This is a genomic window from Streptomyces coeruleoprunus, assembly GCF_039542925.1.
GTDB lineage: Bacteria > Actinomycetota > Actinomycetes > Streptomycetales > Streptomycetaceae > Streptomyces > Streptomyces coeruleoprunus.
The window spans coordinates 425,852-444,746 of record NZ_BAABIT010000001.1 but is presented as its reverse complement, the minus strand read 5'-3'; the positions used below and the strand labels follow the sequence as shown (position 1 = coordinate 444,746).

Here is an 18,895-nt window from a genome sequence, read left to right as displayed (position 1 = left end):
TCGCCCCCGCCCCCGGCCGAAGCCCCGCCGGACCGGCGGGCATACTGGCACGCGGTGCGGCGCGACCCCTTCCCAGCACGAGGAGCAGCCATGGTCGACCAGCCCGCCGCCGAGAAGACCACGTTCCGGACGGTTTTCGAGGTGGGCCCGTCCTCCACCAGCCGGGCGCAGGGCATCGAGAGCAGGTTCCAGCACGCCATCGCCCCGGCGACCCTGGACTTCGACTTCGGTGAGATCAGCAGGGCGGCGGCCGCCATCCCCGGCGGCTCCACCGTGCGGATCGTCCGGGGCTGGGGTCTCCAGGAGACCGCGCCGGTGGGCGTGATGGTGCTCTCGCTCAGGGAGGCCGTACGCCAGGCCCTGACCCACCCGTTCGGCAACCCCCGCTTCTGGGAGAAGGCCGAACGCGCCCTCACCGACGCCTTCGTCGGCCTCGGCGCCCAGCGCGGCACGCATCTCACCTTCTACGGCGAGACCCCGCAGAGCACGAGCTACTACTACAACCTCCTGTTCGCCCTGCAGGACGAGGAGACGGAGGACCACGTGTACGCCGTCGCCCTGTGCCTCAACGCCACGGTGGCGCTGGACGGGGAACGCGTCCGCAACCTGACGCCCGAGGACACGGCCCACTTCACCCTGCGGGTCAACGCGATCGCGGTCCGGCAGCCGTTGGAGGAGGCGGGGGCTTGACCGCCCCGCGTTCCGCGGCTGCCGGACGCAGCCGCGGGACGCGGCCCGCCCCTAGGTCCACGCGTCGCCGCGCGAACGGCCGGCTCACCGCTCGGCGCGGCGGCGTGACAGGACGAGGCCCAGAAGGACCATGGCGAGCCCGAGGCCGAAGTGGAGCCAGTTGTCGGCCGTGTCGACCGGCACGAAGTTGGCCGCGCTGTCCAGGTCGATGAGCAGCCCGTACAGCCACAGGGCCAGGTAGATCAGGCCGCCGATGACGAGATACGAACGGGCCATGGGCACGGCCCGGGCCATGACGACGCCCGCGATGCCGAACAGCAGGTGCACCAGGTTGTGCAGCACCGAGACCTGGAAGACGCCCAGCAGCTGGGCGCCCGAGTCGTGCTCGGCGAACGTCATGTCGTCGTAGCCGGTGGTGATCCCGGGCACGAAGCCCAGCAGCCCCACCAGCAGGAAGACCACTCCCACCAGCAGCGCGGCCTGCTGCACGGGGGTGCTGGGCGCCGTAGCCCTACGGTGTGTGCTGGTCATGAGCGGGGCCCTTCTCACAAGGCGTTCCTGTGCGCCACCCGGGTACCCCGGACCCCCGGCCCCAGACCGGCGACCCTGGCCGGGACCCGCACACCGGTCCCGACCGCGACGCCCACCTTGCGGGACCCGGCGGGCTACCCGCTCCGGAGCCGGCCCGCGGGGCCTTGCCATGGAGTGCGCTCCAATTGATGGAATCCCCGCACCGAAGCCCGGATCCCGTCCGGCCATCTCACACGGGGGTCTCCCATGTCCCATGCATCCGTCACCTCGCCCGTCGCCCTCATCACCGGCGGCTCCAGCGGGATCGGCGCCGCCGCGGCCCGGCAGCTGCTCGGCCTCGGGCACCGCGTCGCCGTCACCGGGCGCGACGCCGGCCGGCTGCGCCGGTTCGCCGAGTCCGTCGGCGAGCCCGCGCGGCTGCTCACCCTTCCCGGGGACGCCGCCGACCACGTGGCGGTCGCCGAGGCGGTCGACGCCACGGTCAAGGAGTTCGGGCGGCTGGACACCGTCGTCGCGAACGCCGGTTACGCCACTCACGACACGGTCGCCGACGGCGACCCGTCCCTCTGGCGCGACATGGTGCTGACCAACGTCCTGGGCCCCGCGCTGCTGATCAACGCCGCGCTGCCCGCCCTCCAGGAGAGCCGGGGCAGGATCGTCCTCGTCGGCAGCGTCGCCGGGTTCGTCCACTCGCCCGGCAACTTCTACGGCGCCACCAAGTGGGCCGTCACGGGGCTGGCCGAGAACACCCGGCGCCTGGTCACGGCGGACGGCGTCGGTGTCACGCTCATCGCGCCCGGCCGGACCGAGACGCCGTTCTGGGAGGGCATGGGCGGGCTGCCCGACGGCCACCTCCTGACGCCCGAGCAGATCGCCGAAGCCATCGTCTGGGCGATCGGGCAGCCGGCCGGTGTGGACGTCAACGACGTGGTCATCCGGCCGATCGGACAGCCTCTCTGACACCGACCGGACGCCCGACTGCTACCCGACCGGGCCCGTCCCGGCTCGGCCGCGCCCGGTACAGGGCTCGGCCGCGCCCGGTACAGGGCTCGGCCCGAGGCCGCTACGGGCTCGGTACGGCGCCGAATCCCGTACAGCAGAAGGCGCTTGCGTGTCACCCCGGAGCCTGAGGGACGAGGAGGGGCGCATGGGCCGCGCAGTGTACGGCCCCTGCGCCTTCACCACCGGCTGCCCCCGCAACTTGGCGAGGAGACGCCAACGTCGGTTCTGGCAGGCGCGGCCACCCGGCCGCGGCAGTTGAACGGGAGGACCGGATGAAGGCAACGTCCAAGGGCCGCCGTGCGCTGATCGGCCTGCTCGCCCTCGCGACCGGCGCGGGCGTCGGACTCGTCGCGACGGCCGGTACGGCGCAGAGCGCGCACACCAACCCGGCGGCCGTCTACAGCAGCTGGAAGAACCACCACCGCCTCAGCACCGGTGCCAACGGCCAGACCGTGGTCGGCCGGCTCGCCGTCCCCGCCGGGAGCTGGACGATCTCCGCGAAGCTGAACCTCGACGTCCCCAGCGGCGGCAACCACCAGACCATCATGTGCTACCTGCGGGCGGGCGGTGACTACGACCGCGCCATCGCCAACCACAACGGGGTCCTGGCGCACGTCCCGATGTCGCTGAACGTGGTCCACAACTTCAGCTCGCCGGGCACGGTCTACCTCACCTGCGGCCACGTCTACACGGCCGGCACGACGGACCTGTCCTTCATCAAGATGACCGGCGTCAAGGCGTCCTACCTGTCCAACCGCCAGATGTAGCGGGGCGCCCGACACGCACGGCGGCCGGAGGGACCGACCCTCCGGCCGCTTCCGTACGCCCGGACGTCCCCCGCCCGTCGTGGGCCCGCCCTCCGGCCGCCCCGTCCGCCCTCGGCCGCCCCGTCCGCCCTCGGCCGCCCCGTCCGCCCTCGGCCGCCCCGGCCCCGTCACCACCTCAGCGCCCGCAGCCGGGCCTCGATCCGCTCCCTGTCCCACGCGCCGTCCGCCACCAGGACCCGGTAGCGGCGAGCCAGGGTGTCGCCGGGGGCCAGCACCAGTTCCTCGTGGAACGCGAACGACGGGGCCACCGCCGCGAACGGCTCGTCGCGGACGAACCAGTGCGCGGGGTGCTGTCCGGCGGCGCCCAGGTGGTCGTTCTCCGGCGCGTGCGCGAACACCAGAGTGGCGTGGCCGTCGGCCTCGTCGTGCTCGCCGCTGTACGCCAGCCACTCCGCCTGCCGCCCCATCAGGCCGGGCCCCTCGCCCTCCGAGGCGAGGACCGTGCCGCCCCGGAACGCCCGCGGCCCCCGCCAGAACAGGCCGGTGTAGCCCGCCATCTCCCGCCCCTGCGTGGTGGGGCTGCCGAACCGCAGGGGCTCGTCCCGTTGGTTCGTGACGGCCGACGACCAGGTCAGCGCCCAGCACCCGGTGCCGGGGTCCACGTCGTGCACCTCGATGCGGCGCAGTTCGTCCGCCCACGGCCCACCGCCGTACGGATGCCACGTCAGCCGCTCGGCGAGCGTCACCCGGTCCTCCCGCGCCGTCACCTCGTCGAAGGACCGGTGGACCATCGACCCCACCCGCTCCGGCAGGGCCACGTATCCCTCGCCCGGCACGTACGTGTTCCCGCCCCAGAGGTTCTGCCCGGACAGGTACGAGGCCGTCATCTGCAGGCCCTTGTGCCAGCGGTGGTCGTGGGGGCGGTAGCCGGTGACGACGTGCCCCGCGAGGGTGCGCAGCGGGTGCGCGTACGGCTTGGGCCCCTCCCACGCGGCCTCGCCCCGGTACACGTACCGCATCAACTCCACGGGGCCGGCCAGCACGGCCACGTGGTCGCCGTACTCGTGCACGACCCGCAGCCCGCTCATCGCGCACCCCGGCGGTGCGGGGCGACGACCGCGTCCGCACCGCCGGTCGGGTCCGGGCCCGGCGCGGTGGCCGGGCCGGCGCCACCCGCCGGCTCCGGGCCCGGCCCGGCCGGCGGACCCGCGCCCGCAGGCGGCTCCAGGCCCGGCGCGGGTGCCGGACCGGAGCCCTCCACCCGCTCCGGGCCCGGCAGGGCGGTCGGGTCCCCGCCTTCGGCGCGCTCCGGGCCCGGCACGGGCGACTGACCCGGAATCCGGGCCGACCGCGGGTCCTCGGGGGCCGATGCCCGTGGGGCCCAGCCCGGGGTGCCGCCGTGCAGGGCGCCGTAGAACGGGTCCCCCGGGGCGATGTCGCCCGACCGTACGGTGACCCCGGTGAAGGCCGACTTGTACAGCGCGGCCACCAGCTCCAGGCTCTTGCGGCCGTCCGCGCCGCTGCTGCGGGGGCGGCGGCCGGCCCTCAGGTCCGCCAGCAGGCCGCGCAGCTGCGCCAGGTGCGAGCTGGGCTCGTCGGGGCCGAACTCCCGCCAGCGGGCGACCTCCTCGTCGGGGATCCCGGGCGCGGGCGTGATGCGCCAGTCGGCGTTCCCGTACCCGTACAGGTGCGTCAGCTCGACGGTCGCGCGCTCGCAGTCGACGCGGATGCGGCTCACCTCGTCAGGGCTGAGCACGCTGTTCACGACCGTGGCGAGCGTGCCACCGCCGAAGCGGATCAGTGCCGTGGACACGTCCTCCGTCTGCACGTCGTGCACCAGCCGCCCGGCCATCGCGCTGATCTCCGACCACGGGCCCAGCAGGTCCAGCAACAGGTCCATCTGGTGAATGCCGTGGCCCATGGAGGGGCCGCCGCCCTCCGTGTCCCAGCGGCCCCTCCACGGCACCGCGTAGTACGCGGCGTCCCGGTACCACGTGGTCTGGCAGTGCGCCACGAGCGGCCGGCCGAGCGCCCCGGACGCCAGGAGCTCCCCGACGTGCCGGGCGCCCGAGCCGAAACGGTGCTGGAACACGATCGCGGCGTACGGCCCGGAGTCCCGCCCCGGGCCGCCCTCCTCCGCCTCGATCGCGTCGAAGTCCGCCAGCGACGGGCACGGCGGCTTCTCGCACCACACCCACGCCCCGGCCCGCAGCGCGGCCACGGTCTGGTCCCGGTGGAACCGGGGCGGGGTGCACAGCACGACCAGGTCCGGCCGCTGCTCGGCCAGCATCCGGTCCATGTCCGTGTACGGGTGGGGGATGCCGCCCTCGCGGCAGAACGCGGCCGCAGCGGCGGCGTCGACGTCCACCGCCGCGACCACCTCCAGCGGCTGCTCGGTCGCCAGGGCGGCCAGCGCGGGCAGATGGCTGCCGCGGGCGATGGCCCCCGTCCCCACGATGGCGACACGGACGGTCCGTCCGCCCGGACCGCCGGCTTGGGCCGCTGCGTCGGCTGCCACCCCACCCCCAGGTCAGAAAGCGCTTTCTCCTGCCGTCCGAGAACCTAGATCCGTCCGCTTCCCGGGTCAAGGGGCCGGAACCGGCCGCGCCGTGGAGGGTCTACCTCACCCCCGCAACTTCCCCGGCAGCCACCGCAGCTGCACCGCCTGCTGATACGCCTCGCCGCCCTCGTGGTCGTTGAAGTCGTAGACCTCGATCTGCTTGTCGGTGTGGCCGTACGCGTTGAACGCGGCGAACACCGTCGACGGGGGACACGTCTGGTCCTCCAGCGCGGTGGAGAACAGCGCCGGAGCCGTCGCGCGCGCCGCGAAGTGGACGCCGTCGAAGTACGCGAGGGTGCGCGCCGCCTGTGCGGTCCTGCCGCGGTGGGTCTTCAGGTACCGCCCTATCTCCCGGTACGGGGCGCGGTCGGTGACCGTCGTCGCGCGCGGGAAGTCGCACAGGAACGGCACGTCCGGCGCCACCGCCAGCAGGTCCGGCACGAGTCCGGCGACCGCCAGCGTGATGCCGCCGCCCTGGCTGACCCCGGCCACCGCCGTGCGTCCGGCGTCGGCCAGCGGGTGCGAGCGAGCGGCTTCCACGGCGCGTACGGCATCCGTGTACACGCGCCGGTAGTAGTACGTGTCGGGGCTCTCGATGCCCCGGGTCATGAAGCCGGGGTGGGCCGGGCCGCTGCCGACCGGGTCCGCGGTGTGGCCGCCCGCCCAACCGCTGCCCTGGCCGCGGGTGTCCATGACGAAGTGGCCGAATCCGGCGGAGGCCCAGAGCAGGTGCGTGTGCGGCAGGCCGCGTCCGCCGCCGTACCCGATGAACTCCGCGACCACGGGGACCGGCTCCGTCACGCCGGCGGGTATGACGAACCAGCCCTTGACCGGGTGGCCGTCGAATCCGGCGAACGTCACGTCGTACACGTCGACCGTGGTGAGCCCGGTCCCGACCCGCTCGAAGCGCGGCTCCAGAGGGTGCGCGGCGGCCTCCTTCAGGGTCCTGGCCCAGAAGTCGTCGAAGTCGGCGGGCTCCTCGGAGGCGCTCCGGTACGTGCGGAGTTCGTCGAGCGGCAGATCGAAAAGCGCCATGGGCTCCCCTTGATCATCAAGAAATGGACGCGGACACAGTACGCGCTTTCTATCCGCGCTCGGCAGAGGGACGGGGTTTGGCATGGACCTTGCGATACCGCCGTGGCGGCTGCTATCCCAGTCGTTAGGAAAGTTTCCTTCCAGTCTGTTTCCCGTCACCCCCCATGGAGCCTCCATGCGAGCGACCCCCTCCCGGAAACGTGCTCTGACCGGCGCCGTCGGAGCCCTCGCCGCCGCCCTGACCCTCGGCCTCACCGGCGCCGCCGCCTCACCCGCGGCCCCGGCCCCTGCCGCGTCCCCCCAACCGGCCGTCGCCCCGGCCGCGCCCGGCGTCGCCGCCGGCCCCGTCGCCGCGAACGGGCAGCTCGAGGTGTGCGGCACCAAGCTGTGCAACCAGCACGGAAAGCCCGTCCAGCTGCGCGGCATGTCCACGCACGGCCTCCAGTGGTACCGCCAGTGCGTCACCACCGGCTCCCTGAACGCCCTCGCCACCGACTGGAACGCCGACGTCCTGCGCATCTCCATGTACGTCCAGGAGGGCGGCTACGAGACCGACCCGCGCAAGTACACCGACCTCGTCCACTCCGTCATCGAACAGGCCACCGCGCGCGGCATGTACGCCATCGTCGACTGGCACATGCTCGACCCGGGCGACCCGCACCACAACCTCGCCCGCGCCAAGACCTTCTTCACCGAGATCGCCCGGCGCCACCGCGCCAAGAACAACCTCCTCTACGAGATCGCCAACGAGCCGAGCGGGGTCAGCTGGTCCCGCATCAAGAGCTACGCCGAGGAGCTGATCCCGGTCATCCGCGCCCAGGACCCCGACACCCCGGTCCTCGTCGGCACGCGCGCGTGGTCCTCGTTCGGCGTCTCCGAGGGCGGCGACGAGACGGAGGTCGTGAACAACCCGGTGAAGGCCGCCAACATCATGTACACGTTCCACTTCTACGCGTACTCGCACCGCGACGCGTACCTGGCCACCCTCTCGCGGGCCGCCGACCGGCTCCCCGTCTTCGTCACCGAGTTCGGCACCCAGAACTACGCGGGCGAGGGCAGCAACGACTTCCCCATGACCCAGCGCTACCTCGACCTGATGGCCGCCAAGAAGATCAGCTGGGTCAACTGGAACTACTCCGACGACCGGCGCAGCGGAGCCGTCTTCAAGAGCGGCACCTGCGCGAACAACGGCCCCTGGACCGGCACGGCCGCCCTCAAGCCCGCCGGCGTCTGGATCCGTGACCGCGTCAGGACGCCCGACGCCTTCCCGACGAGCTGACCCCCGCCCCTCCCCGGCCCCCGCCCGCTGTGGTCCACTGTGCGGGCGGGGGCCCCTTCATCGGTCGGGCCCGCGTCGTCAGTCAGGAGGAGCATTGACCAGTTACCGCCAGCCCGGTGTCGTCCTCACCGACCACCACTTCACCGTGCCGCTCGACCACGCCGACCCCTCCGGCGAGCAGATCGAGCTGTACGGTCGCGAAGTCGTGGCGGCCGGCCGGGGCGACGCCGACGGCCTGCCGTGGCTGGTGTACCTGGAGGGCGGACCGGGCTGCGCCGCCCGCCGCTTCACCGGCAAGCAGGCCTGGCTGGCCCGCGCCGTCCAGGACTACCGGGTGCTGCTCCTCGACCAGCGCGGCACCGGCCGCTCCACGCCCGCCACCCGCCAGACGCTCCCGCTGCGCGGCGGCCCGCAGGAGCAGGCCGACTACCTGGCCCATTTCCGCGCCGACTCCATCGTGCGCGACTGCGAACTGATCCGCCGCCGCCTCACGGGCGGCGCCCCCTGGACCGTGCTCGGGCAGAGCTTCGGCGGCTTCTGCGCCACCCACTACCTGTCCGCCGCGCCCGAGGGCCTCGACACCGTCCTCGTCACGGGCGGCCTGCCCTCCCTCGACGCCACCGCCGACGACGTCTACCGTGCCGCCTACCCGCGCATCCAGCGCAAGGCCGAAGCCCACTACGACCGCTACCCGCAGGACGTGGAGCGGGCCCGCCGGATCGCCGCCCACCTGGCCGAGCACCGCACGGTCCTCCCCAACGGCCACGTACTCACCCCTGAGGCGTTCCAGTCGCTCGGCATCCTCCTCGGCGGCGGGGACGGCAGCCACCAGCTCCACTACCTCCTGGAGAACGCCTTCGTCCGCACGCCGGCGGGCCACGTCCTGTCGGACGCGTTCCAGGAGGCCGTGCAGAGCCACCTGTCCTTCGCCGGACGGCCCCTGTACGCCGTGCTCCACGAGGCCATCTACGCCCAGGGCCGGGGGCCCACCGCCTGGGCCGCCGAGCGGGTGCGCGCCGAGTTCCCGCAGTTCGACGCGGCCAAGGCGCTCGCCGGTGACGGGCCGGTCCTCTTCACCGGCGAGACGATCCACCCCTGGCACTTCGAGACCGACCCGGCGCTGCGCCCGCTGCGCGAGACGGCCGAACTGCTGGCCGCCCGCACCGACTGGCCGGCGCTGTACGACCCGGAGCGCCTCGCCGCCACCACCGTGCCGGTCGCCGCGGCCGTCTACCACGACGACATGTACGTCGACACGGCCCACTCCCTGGCCACGGCCCGTACGATCCGGGGCCTGCGCACCTGGATCACGGACGAGTACGAGCACGACGGCGTCCGCGCGAGCGGCACCCGCGTCCTGGACCGCCTCCTCGCCCTGGCCCGCGGCGAGGCCTGACCGCCGTACGTGCCTGCCCGGCCGGCCCCACGGTGAAGGGTGGGGCGGGTCGTATCCTGCGCCTCATGAATGATCAGACGAACCGTCAGTCGCCCGTGCGACTGGAGCCGATGCCCGAGGACTGGCAGCGCGCCCTCGCCGTCGTCGCCCACCCCGACGACCTCGAGTACGGCTGCTCCGCCGCCGTCGCGGCCTGGACCGATGCCGGGCGGGACGTGGCCTACGTCCTGGCCACCCGGGGCGAGGCCGGGATCGACACCCTCGCCCCCGACGTCTGCGGACCCCTTCGGGAGCGCGAGCAGCGGGCGAGCGCCGCCGTCGTCGGTGTCGGCGTGGTCGAGTTCCTCGACCACCGGGACGGCGTCATAGAGTACGGGCTCGGCCTGCGCCGGGACATCGCGGCGGCCATCCGCCGCCACCGGCCCGAGCTGGTGATCACCCTCAACCACCGCGACACGTGGGGTGGCGTCGCCTGGAACACGCCCGACCACGTGGCCGTCGGGCGGGCCACGCTCGACGCGGCGGCCGACGCGGGCAACCGCTGGATCTTCCCCGAACTGGTCGAGCAGGGCCTCGAACCGTGGAACGGCGTGCGCTGGGTGGCCGTCGCCGGCTCGGCCGCGCCCACCCACGCCGTGGACGCGACGCCCGGCCTGGAGCGTGCCGTGCGGTCGCTGCTGGAGCACCGCACGTACATCGAGGCCCTGACGGACCAGGAGCCGGAGGAGTACTGCCGGGCGTTCCTCACCGGCAACGCGCAGGCCGCGGCCGAGCGGTTCGGCGGCCGTCCGGCCGTCACGTTCGAGGTGTTCTCCCGCTGATTCTCCTTCAAATCCTTTGAAATAGAGCCCAGTTGGGGGGATGTCGAGGGTGCTCCGGGTGGATTTTGTTGCAGGGTCATGTCAAGTCTGTGACGTCCCGTCAAAACCCTTGCACCCCACACGTGCATGAGTGAGTCTGCTCGACGGCCGGGGACGGAACGATCCGTTCCCGGCTGTGTGCGCGACCCCGCGCACGCACCCCCCACAGTCGCGCCCCACCCAGGGCGCGTCGCCAATGAGGAGGACTCCCTCGTAATGGCACCTCTGCGCAGCACGAAGTCCCGTGCCGCCGCGGCCGTCGTGGCCGCCACCGCGGCCGCCCTGCTCGGCACCGTCACCGCCCTGCCCGCCCAGGCGGCCCCCGCCCCCGCTCCCGAGGGGACCGTCGTCGGCGCCGGCGCGCCCGGCGCGGTGAAGGACAGCTACATCGTCACGCTGAAGAAGTCCGCCGGCCTGAAGGCCGCGTCCGCCGACGGCCGCGAGCTGATAGCCGAGTACGGCGGGACCGTGAAGCGGACCTACAGCGCCGCGCTCAACGGCTTCGCCGCCGAGCTGTCCGCCCAGGAGGCCCGCCGCCTGGCCGCCGACCCGGCCGTCGAACAGGTCGTCCAGGACACCACGGTGACCGTCGACGCCACCCAGGCCAACCCGCCGTCGTGGGGTATCGACCGGATCGACCAGAAGGCGCTCCCGCTCGACAAGAGCTACACCTACCCCGACACCGCGGGCAGCGGCGCGACGGTCTACGTCATCGACACCGGCGTCCGCATCAGCCACAGCGACTTCGGCGGCCGTGCCGTCAACGGCTTCGACGCCGTCGACAACGACGACGTCGCCGAGGACGGCCACGGCCACGGCACCCACGTCGCCTCCACCGCGGCCGGCTCCGCGTACGGCGTCGCCAAGAAGGCCAAGATCGTGGCCGTGCGGGTGCTCAACAACTCCGGCTCCGGCACCACCGCCGGAGTCGTCGCGGGCATCGACTGGGTCACCAAGAACCACAGCGGCCCCTCGGTCGCGAACATGTCGCTCGGCGGTGGCGCCAGCACCGCCATCGACACCGCCGTCCGCAACTCCATCGCCGCCGGCGTGACCTACGCCGTCGCCGCCGGAAACGAGAACGTCGACGCGAGCACCCGGTCGCCCGCACGCGTCACCGAGGCCATCACGGTCGGCGCCACGACCAACACCGACGCCCGCGCCTCCTACTCCAACTACGGTGCGACGGTGGACCTGTTCGCCCCCGGATCCGGCATCACGGCCGCCTGGCGGACCAACGACACGGCGACCAACACCATCTCCGGCACCTCCATGGCCACCCCGCACGTCGCGGGCGCCGCGGCCGTCTACCTCGCCGGCCACACGAGCGCCACGCCTTCCCAGGTGGCCTCGGCCCTCGTCGCGGGGGCGACCTCCGGCGTGGTGACCAGTCCGGGCGGCGGTTCCCCGAACCGGCTGCTGAAGCTCGTGCCGTAAGAGCGCCGCGAGGCGTCGTCAGGGTGCCCGGACGAGGGCGCGCGAGGTGCCGTGAGAGTGCGTGACCCACGTGAAGAACCGGCCCCCGGAGGCAGTCCTCCGGGGGCCGGTGCCGTGTGCGCGCACCGAAGCGGCCCGGAAGCCCGTCCGTCCGGGACGAGGTGTTCCCCTCGGGGCAAGCGACCGCTTAGTATGCCGGGCAGTGCGGTACTGCTCCTGCCCGACTCACTGTGGAGGCCCCTATGCAGGCATGGCGCGTGCACCGGAACGGCGAGCCGAGCGAGGTGATGCGGCTCGAAGAGACGGAGCCGCCCGTGCCCGGCCCCGGGCAGGTGCTGCTCAGGGTCCGGGCCGCGAACGTCAACTTCCCGGACGCGCTGCTCTGCCGCGGCCACTACCAGATCCGCCCGCCCCTGCCCTTCACCCCCGGCGTCGAGGTCTGCGCGGAGACCGAGGACGGCCGCCGGGTGATCGCCACCCCGGCCCTGCCCCACGGCGGCCTCGCCGAGTACACCGTCGCCGACGAGGCCGCGCTGCTCCCCGCGCCCGACGCGCTCGACGACGCCGAGGCGGGCGCCCTGCACATCGGCTACCAGACCGGCTGGTTCGGGCTGCACCGCAGAGCGGCGCTCAAGGAGGGCGAGACCCTGCTCGTCCACGCCGCCGCGGGCGGCGTCGGCAGCGCCGCCGTCCAGCTCGGCAAGGCCGCCGGAGCGCGGGTCGTCGGGGTCGTCGGCGGCGCCGCCAAGGCCGCCGTCGCCCGCGACCTGGGCTGCGACCTCGTTGTCGACCGGCACACCGACGACCTCGTCGCCGCGGTCAAGGACGCCACCGGCGGGCGCGGCGCCGACGTGATCTACGACCCGGTGGGCGGCGACGCCTACGCCAAGTCCGCCAAGTGCGTGGCGTTCGAGGGCCGCATCGTCGTCGTCGGCTTCGCCAGCGGCGACATCCCGGCACCCGCCCTCAATCACGCCCTCGTGAAGAACTACACGATCCTCGGCCTCCACTGGGGCCTCTACCACCAGAAGGACCCGCAGGCCGTCCGCGACTGCCACGACACCCTCACCGCGTACGCCGCGAAGGGCCTCGTCAAGCCGCTCGTCAGCGAGCGCGTCCCCTTCGCCGACGCGGCCGGCGCCGTCCAGCGCCTCGCCGCCGGCACCACCACCGGCCGCCTCGTCGTCGTCCCCGCGGCGACCACCGCGGAAGGAGCCGCCCGATGATCGAAGCCACCGAACTGCGCCGCCGCGCACGGGACCTGCTCGCCGCGCACCCGCCGGCCACCACCGCCCCGGCCGACTTCCTCGCGGCCCGCTTCGACGCCGGGCTCGCCTGGGTGCACTACCCCGTGGGCCTCGGCGGCCTCGGGGCGCCCCGCGCCCTCCAGACCGTCGTCGACGCCGAACTCGACGCCGCCGGAGCCCCCGACAACGACCCCCGCCGGATCGGCATCGGGCTCGGCATGGCCGCCCCGACGATCCTCGCCCACGGCACCGACGAGCAGAAGCGGCGCTTCCTGCGCCCCCTGTGGCTGGGGGAGGAGGTCTGGTGCCAGCTGTTCAGCGAGCCGGGCGCCGGCTCCGACCTCGCCGCCCTCGGAACCCGCGCCGTACGCGACGGCGACACCTGGGTGGTCGACGGGCAGAAGGTGTGGACGTCCAGCGCCCACCTCGCCCGCTGGGCGATCCTCATCGCCCGCACCGACCCGGACGCGCCCAAGCACCGCGGCATCACCTACTTCCTGTGCGACATGACGGACCCCGGCGTCGAGGTGCGCCCCCTGCGCCAGATCACCGGCGAGGCCGAGTTCAACGAGGTCTTCCTCACCGGCGTACGCATTCCCGACAGCCACCGCGTCGGCGAAGTCGGCGACGGCTGGGCCATCGCCCGCACCACCCTCATGAACGAACGCGTCTCCATCGGCGGCACCCCGGTCCCGCGCGAAGGCGGCATGATCGGCCCCGTCTCCCGCACCTGGCGCGAACGGCCCGAACTGCGCACCCACGACCTCCACCAGCGCCTGCTGGACCTGTGGGTCGAGGCCGAGGTGGCCCGGCTCACCGGCGAACGGCTGCGCCAGCAGCTCGCCGCCGGCCGGCCCGGCCCCGAGGGCAGCGCGACGAAGCTCTCCTTCGCGCGGCTCAACCAGCAGATCAGCGGCCTGGAGGTGGAACTCCTCGGCGACGAGGGCCTGCTGTACGGGGAGTGGACCATGCGCCGCCCCGAACTCGTCGACTTCACCGGCCGCGACGCGGGTTACCGCTACCTGCGGTCCAAGGGCAACTCCATCGAGGGCGGCACGAGCGAAGTGCTGCTGAACATCGTCGCCGAACGGGTCCTCGGACTGCCCGCCGAGCCCCGCGACGACAAGGACGTGCCGTGGAAGGACCTCGCCAAATGACCGATCTGCTCTACTCCGAGGCCGAGTCCGACCTGCGGGCCGCCGTACGCTCCCTGCTCACCGACCGGGCCGGCCCGGCCGAGCTGCCCGCCCGCGTCGAGGACGGCACGCCGTGCGACCCGGACCTGTGGTCCGCGCTGGCCACCGGGATCGGCGCCGCCGGCCTCCTCGTCCCCGAGAAGCTCGGCGGCCAGGGCGCCGGCCACCGCGAGGCCGCCGTCGTGCTGGAGGAGCTGGGCCGCGCGGTGACCCCGGTCCCGTACCTCACCAGCTCGGTAGTCGCCACCGAGACGCTGCTGGCGCTGGACGCCGGCGAGCTGCGTGGCGCCGGCGAGCTGCTCGGCGACCTCGCCGCCGGCCGCAAGGTCGCCGTCCTCGCCGTCCCCTTCACCACCGGCCCCGCCGCCGATCCCGCCGTCGGGCCCGTCGCCGTCGCCGACGCGGGCCCCGTCCCCGCCGTCGCCGACGCCGTCCTCGCCGACGTCCTGCTCGTGCCGCGCCCCGACGGGCTGTACGCGGTCGACGCGGCGGACGCCCGGATCGAGCCGCGGGTCCCGCTCGACCTGACCCGACCCCTCGCCACGGTCACCCTCACCGGAAGCGGCACCGGAGCCGCCCCCGGCACCCGGATCGCCGATGCCGACACCGCCCGCGCGGCCGTCCGGCGCGGCCTCCTCGCCGGTGCCGGGCTCCTCGCGTCCGAGCAGCTCGGCGTGGCCGAATGGTGCCTGGAGGAGGCCGTGCGGCACACCCGCGAACGGCACCAGTTCAACCGGCCCGTCGGCTCCTTCCAGGCGCTCAAGCACCGTATGGCGCAGCTGTGGCTGGAGGTCGCCGGCGCCCGCGCCGCCGCCCGCAACGCCGCCGACGCCCTGGCCACCGGCAGCGCCGAGGCGCCCCTCGCGGTGGCCGTGGCCCAGGCGTACTGCTCCCGGGTGGCCGTGCGCGCCGCCGAGGAGTGCGTCCAGCTGCACGGCGGCATCGGCATGACCTGGGAGCACCCGGCGCACCTCTACCTCAAGCGCGCCAAGGCCGACCAGCTCGCCCTCGGCTCCGCCGGGCACCACAAGGACACGCTGGCCGCGCTGGTCGACCTCCGGCCGCCCGTGACCCCGGAGGCTCGGCAGCGGTAAGGGGTCCAGCAGCGCTCACCCTCGTACATGCTGTTTAATTGCGAATCGTTCGCAACAACAGTTGATCTTTCTTAAGGGGTGTGGCCTCCATGACCGCCCGATCCGCCCGACGCATACGCGGCACGGCCGCCGCGACGCTGGCCACGGCGCTGGCCCTCACCGCGGCGGCCTGCTCGAACCCGGGCGGCGCCGGATCGGGCGGCGCGGCCGCGCGCGACGGCGTGGTCGTCGGCATCGCCCAGGAGCCCGAGACGCTCAGCCCGCTCCTCGGCTACGGCAAGGACGGCAACTCCAAGCTGTTCGACGGGCTCCTCGCCACCGACGGCGCCACCGGCCTGAAGCCCGCCCTCGCCACCGCGCTGCCCCGCGTCGGCCCGGACGGCCTCACCTACACGTACACCCTGCGCCCCGGGGTCACCTTCAGCGACGGCACGCCGCTGACCGCCAAGGACGTCGTCTTCACGTACCGCACCATCCTCGACCCGAGGACGAACAACCCGTCCCGCACCGAACTCGACGCCCTCAAGGACGTCCGGGCGAGCGGCGACCGCACCGTGATCTTCACCCTCAAGTACCCGTACGCCCCCTTCGCCCAGCGGACCGTCCTCGGCATCGCCCCCGAGCACATCGCCGGCAAGCAGGACGTCAACACCGGCCCGTTCACCACCCGGCCCGTCGGCAGCGGCCCCTACGTCCTCGCCGGCTGGTCCAAGGGCGAGAAGATCACCTTCAAGGCCAACCCGCGCTACTGGGGCGGCGAGCCCGAGGTCAAGAAGCTCACCATGGCGATCGTCAAGGACGACGACGTCCGCGCCACCCGCCTGCGCGCCGGCGACCTCGACGGCGCCATCCTGCCGCCCGACCTCGCCAAGGGCTTCGCCCACGACCCGTCGCGGCGCACCGTCGAAGCGGCCACGCACGACTACCGCGCCGTCACCCTGCCCACCCACAACAAGGTCGCCGGGGACACCGCCGTCCGCCGGGCCCTCGACCTCGCCGTCGACCGGCAGGCCATGGTCGACAAGATCCTCGGCGGCGCCGGCAAGCCCGCCCACGGACCCGTCCCCACCGACTCCACCTGGTTCGCCAAGGGCACCGAACGCCGCCACGACCTCGACGCCGCCCGGAAGATCCTCGACGGGGCCGGCTGGAAGCCCGGCGCCGACGGCATCCGCGTCAAGGACGGCGTCCGCGCCGAGTTCCCGCTCTGGTACCCCTCCGGCGACAAGCTCCGCCAGGACCACGCCCTCGCCTACGCCTCCGACGCCAAGAAGGCCGGCATCGCCGTCAAGGTCCAGGCCGGCACCTGGGAGGTCATCGAGCCGCGCATGGAGCACGACGCCGTCCTCGCCGGCGGCGGCTCGCCCGCCGACCCGGACTTCGACCAGTACCCGCTGCTCAAGTCCACCCTCGCCGGCGACGGCTTCAACAACATGGCGTGGTACACCGACCCGGCCGTCGACCGCGCCCTGGAGGACGGCCGCAGGACCGCCGACCCGGCGAAGCGGAAGGCCTCCTACGACACCGTCCAGCGACGGCTCGCCCAGAACCCGGCCTACACCTTCCTCACCTACGTCGACCACGTGTACGTCCTGAACGACGACTGGAACGGCCCGAGCACCCTGACCGAGCCGCACGACCACGGCCTGGGCTTCGGCCCCTGGTGGAACGTCGAGGACTGGACGCCGAAGAAGTGACCCGCCGCCTCCCCTGGGGGGCCATGGCGCGGATGACGGGACGGCGGGCCCTGTTCGCCGCCCCCGTCCTCCTCCTCGTCACCTTCGGCGTCTTCGCCGTGGCCGCCGCCTCCCCGTTCGACCCCGTCAAGGCGTACACCGGCGCCGCCGGACTCACCGCCTCCCAGGAGAACCTGGACCAGCTGCGCGCCAACCTCGGCGCCGACCAGCCGTTCACCACCCGCTGGTGGCACTGGCTCACCTCCGCCGTCACCGGCGACCTCGGTGACTCCACCGTCATGCGCCGGCCCGTCGCCGACGTCATCGCCGAGCGGATCGGCTGGTCCTCGCTGCTCGCCGTTACCGCCTTCGCCCTCGCGATCCTCCTCGGCACCGCTCTCGGCGTGCTCGCCGCACGCCGCCGCGGCGGGCTGTTCGACCGGTGCGCCACCGCCGCCGCGTACACCCTCGAAGCGGCCCCCGCGTTCTGGCTGGGCCTGCTCGCCATCTGGCTGTTCGCCCTGAAGCTGGGCGTCCTCCCGCCCGGCGGCCTCACCGACACCGGCGGCGACACCGTCACCGCCGGGCAGGTCGCCCGCCACCTGGTCCTGCCCGCCGCCGTCCTCGGCGTCTCCCAGCTGCCGTGGTTCTTCCTGTACGTACGGCAGGGCGTCGCCGACGCGCTCGACGAGGACCACGTGCGCGGCGCCCGCGCCCGGGGCCTGCGCGAACGCACCGTCCTCGGCCGCCACGCCCTGCGCTCCGGCATGCTGCCCATGCTCACGCTCGTCGGCTCGCGCGTGCCCGAACTCATCACCGGCGCCCTGCTCGTGGAGACCGTCTTCAGCTGGCCCGGCATCGCCGCCGCCACCGTCCAGGCCGCCGTCTCCGTGGACTTCCCGCTGCTCGCCGCGCTCACCGTGCTCGCCACCGCGGCGGTCCTCCTCGGCAACCTCCTGTCCGACCTCCTCTACGGTCTCGCCGACCCCAGGGTGGGCTTCGATGGCTGACACCGACCTCGTCTGGCGCTCCCGCGACTCCCGCGGCCGCACCCGTGACGCCCGCGGCCGTTCCCGCGCCACCGCGCGCCTCGCCGTACCCGGCGCTGTCGTCGCGCTCGTCGCGCTGACCGCCTTCCTCGTCCCGGCCCTGGCGCCGCTCGACGAGCAGGCCGTCGACCTGTCGCTGAAGCTGCTCCCGCCCTCGTGGGAGCACCCCTTCGGCACCGACGACGTCGGCCGCGACCTGCTGCTCCGCTGCGTCCACGGACTGCGCGTGTCCCTGCTCGTCGGGCTGGTCGCCGCGCTCGCCGCGACCGTCGTCGGCACCGCCGTCGGCGCGGCGGCAGCGGCGGCCGGCGGCTGGGCCGACCGGCTCGTCATGCGGGCCGTCGACACCGTCTCCTCCGTGCCGCACCTGCTGCTCGGCATCTTCGTCGTCGCCCTGTTCCGGCCCGGCATCTGGCCGGTCATCGCGTCCGTCGCGGTCACGCACTGGCTGTCCACGGCGCGGATCGTCCGCTCCGAGGTGCTGTCGCTGCGCTCCCGCCCGTACATCGACGCGGCCGTCTCCGGCGGTGCGTCGCGCCTGCGCGTGACGGTCCGTCACCTACTGCCGGCCGTGGCCCCGCAGGCGGGGATCGCCGCGGTCCTCATGATCCCGCACGCCATGTGGCACGAGTCCGCCCTGTCGTTCCTGGGCCTCGGCCTGCCCACGCACGAGGCGAGCCTCGGCAACCTCGTGCAGGCCGCGCGCGGCTCGCTGCTGACGGGCGCCTGGTGGCCGACCCTGTTCCCCGGGCTGTTCCTGATCGTCCCGACCCTCGCCCTCGCCGCCCTGGCGGGGGCCTGGCGGGAACGCCTCAGCCCCCGCCGCCGATCGGAGCTGATGCTGTGAGCCCCGCAGACACCGCGACCCCGGCCGCGAGCCCCGCGGAGGCTGGGACCCCGGCCGCGAGTTCCGTGGAGGCTGGGACCCCGGCCGGGAGTTCCGTGGAGGCTGGGACCCCTGCCGCGAGTTCCGCGGACGCTGCGGCCCCAGCCGCGAGCCTCGCAGACACTGCGACCCCGGCCGCGAGTCCCGTGGACACTGGGACCCCGGCTGCGAGTTCCGTGGAGGCTGGGAC

16 protein-coding genes and 1 pseudogene are annotated in these 18,895 nt (G+C 73.8%); 13 read left to right on the top strand and 4 right to left on the bottom strand.

Annotation, left to right across the window (positions count from 1 at the left end):
• The first annotated feature begins 90 nt into the window (after positions 1–90).
• Entirely contained in the window at positions 91–690 is a 600-nt protein-coding gene (locus ABEB09_RS02100) for a Type-2Aa cytolytic delta-endotoxin (protein ID WP_345686471.1), read from the top strand.
• Positions 691–774: 84 nt separating this feature from the next.
• Here the strand turns inward: ABEB09_RS02100 and ABEB09_RS02095 are convergent, their stop codons facing one another.
• Positions 775–1,221, bottom strand: coding sequence for a DUF4383 domain-containing protein (locus ABEB09_RS02095; RefSeq protein ID WP_345686469.1), 447 nt, complete (start codon positions 1,219–1,221; stop codon positions 775–777).
• Positions 1,222–1,467: 246 nt separating this feature from the next.
• Here ABEB09_RS02095 and ABEB09_RS02090 point away from each other — a divergent pair, with 246 nt between their 5' ends.
• Positions 1,468–2,181: an SDR family oxidoreductase gene (locus ABEB09_RS02090; RefSeq protein ID WP_345686467.1), complete on the top strand. Its 714-nt coding sequence runs from the start codon at positions 1,468–1,470 to the stop codon at positions 2,179–2,181.
• 314 nt (positions 2,182–2,495) lie between these two features.
• Complete coding sequence (locus tag ABEB09_RS02085; RefSeq protein ID WP_345686465.1) at positions 2,496–2,990, top strand: hypothetical protein; 495 nt, start codon at positions 2,496–2,498, stop codon at positions 2,988–2,990.
• A 167-nt stretch (positions 2,991–3,157) separates the two neighbouring features.
• Here the strand turns inward: ABEB09_RS02085 and ABEB09_RS02080 are convergent, their stop codons facing one another.
• The 3 genes and pseudogenes from ABEB09_RS02080 to ABEB09_RS02070 form a co-directional block, all read right to left on the bottom strand.
• Positions 3,158–4,078, bottom strand: a complete 921-nt coding sequence (locus ABEB09_RS02080) for a DUF6807 domain-containing protein (RefSeq protein WP_345686463.1) — start codon at positions 4,076–4,078, stop codon at positions 3,158–3,160.
• A gap of 287 nt (positions 4,079–4,365) precedes the next feature.
• Positions 4,366–5,508, bottom strand: a pseudogene (locus tag ABEB09_RS02075) (Gfo/Idh/MocA family protein); the annotation flags it as partial.
• Between the two features lie 105 nt (positions 5,509–5,613).
• Entirely contained in the window at positions 5,614–6,585 is a 972-nt protein-coding gene (locus ABEB09_RS02070; RefSeq protein WP_345686461.1) for an acetylxylan esterase, read from the bottom strand.
• Positions 6,586–6,760: 175 nt separating this feature from the next.
• On the opposite strand from ABEB09_RS02070, the gene ABEB09_RS02065 reads away from it, so the two are divergent.
• The 10 genes from ABEB09_RS02065 (at position 6,761) to ABEB09_RS02020 (ending at position 18,666) form a co-directional block, all read left to right on the top strand.
• Positions 6,761–7,864: a glycoside hydrolase family 5 protein gene (locus ABEB09_RS02065; protein ID WP_345686459.1), complete on the top strand. Its 1,104-nt coding sequence runs from the start codon at positions 6,761–6,763 to the stop codon at positions 7,862–7,864.
• A 94-nt stretch (positions 7,865–7,958) separates the two neighbouring features.
• Positions 7,959–9,260 (top strand): alpha/beta fold hydrolase, encoded by a 1,302-nt coding sequence (locus ABEB09_RS02060; RefSeq protein WP_345686457.1) that lies wholly within the window; start codon positions 7,959–7,961, stop codon positions 9,258–9,260.
• Positions 9,261–9,325: 65 nt separating this feature from the next.
• Positions 9,326–10,081, top strand: a complete 756-nt coding sequence (locus ABEB09_RS02055) for a PIG-L deacetylase family protein (RefSeq protein ID WP_345686455.1) — start codon at positions 9,326–9,328, stop codon at positions 10,079–10,081.
• 255 nt (positions 10,082–10,336) lie between these two features.
• On the top strand, positions 10,337–11,557 hold the full coding sequence (locus tag ABEB09_RS02050) for a S8 family peptidase (RefSeq protein ID WP_345686453.1): 1,221 nt from the start codon (positions 10,337–10,339) through the stop codon (positions 11,555–11,557).
• Positions 11,558–11,799: 242 nt separating this feature from the next.
• Positions 11,800–12,783, top strand: a complete 984-nt coding sequence (locus ABEB09_RS02045) for an NADPH:quinone oxidoreductase family protein (RefSeq protein ID WP_345686451.1) — start codon at positions 11,800–11,802, stop codon at positions 12,781–12,783.
• A complete protein-coding gene (locus ABEB09_RS02040) occupies positions 12,780–13,961 on the top strand; it encodes an acyl-CoA dehydrogenase family protein (protein ID WP_345686449.1) in 1,182 nt (393 codons plus the stop codon). The genes ABEB09_RS02045 and ABEB09_RS02040 overlap by 4 nt, the downstream gene beginning before the upstream one ends.
• Entirely contained in the window at positions 13,958–15,094 is a 1,137-nt protein-coding gene (locus ABEB09_RS02035) for an acyl-CoA dehydrogenase family protein (RefSeq protein WP_345686447.1), read from the top strand. The genes ABEB09_RS02040 and ABEB09_RS02035 overlap by 4 nt, the downstream gene beginning before the upstream one ends.
• Positions 15,095–15,183: 89 nt before the next feature.
• Positions 15,184–16,791, top strand: a complete 1,608-nt coding sequence (locus ABEB09_RS02030; protein ID WP_345686445.1) for an ABC transporter substrate-binding protein — start codon at positions 15,184–15,186, stop codon at positions 16,789–16,791.
• Positions 16,788–17,780, top strand: coding sequence for an ABC transporter permease (locus tag ABEB09_RS02025; RefSeq protein WP_345686443.1), 993 nt, complete (start codon positions 16,788–16,790; stop codon positions 17,778–17,780). The genes ABEB09_RS02030 and ABEB09_RS02025 overlap by 4 nt, the downstream gene beginning before the upstream one ends.
• The gene (locus ABEB09_RS02020) at positions 17,773–18,666 is read left to right on the top strand and encodes an ABC transporter permease (protein ID WP_345686441.1); all 894 of its coding nucleotides are present in this window, start codon (positions 17,773–17,775) and stop codon (positions 18,664–18,666) included. The genes ABEB09_RS02025 and ABEB09_RS02020 overlap by 8 nt, the downstream gene beginning before the upstream one ends.
• The last annotated feature ends 229 nt before the right edge of the window (positions 18,667–18,895 follow it).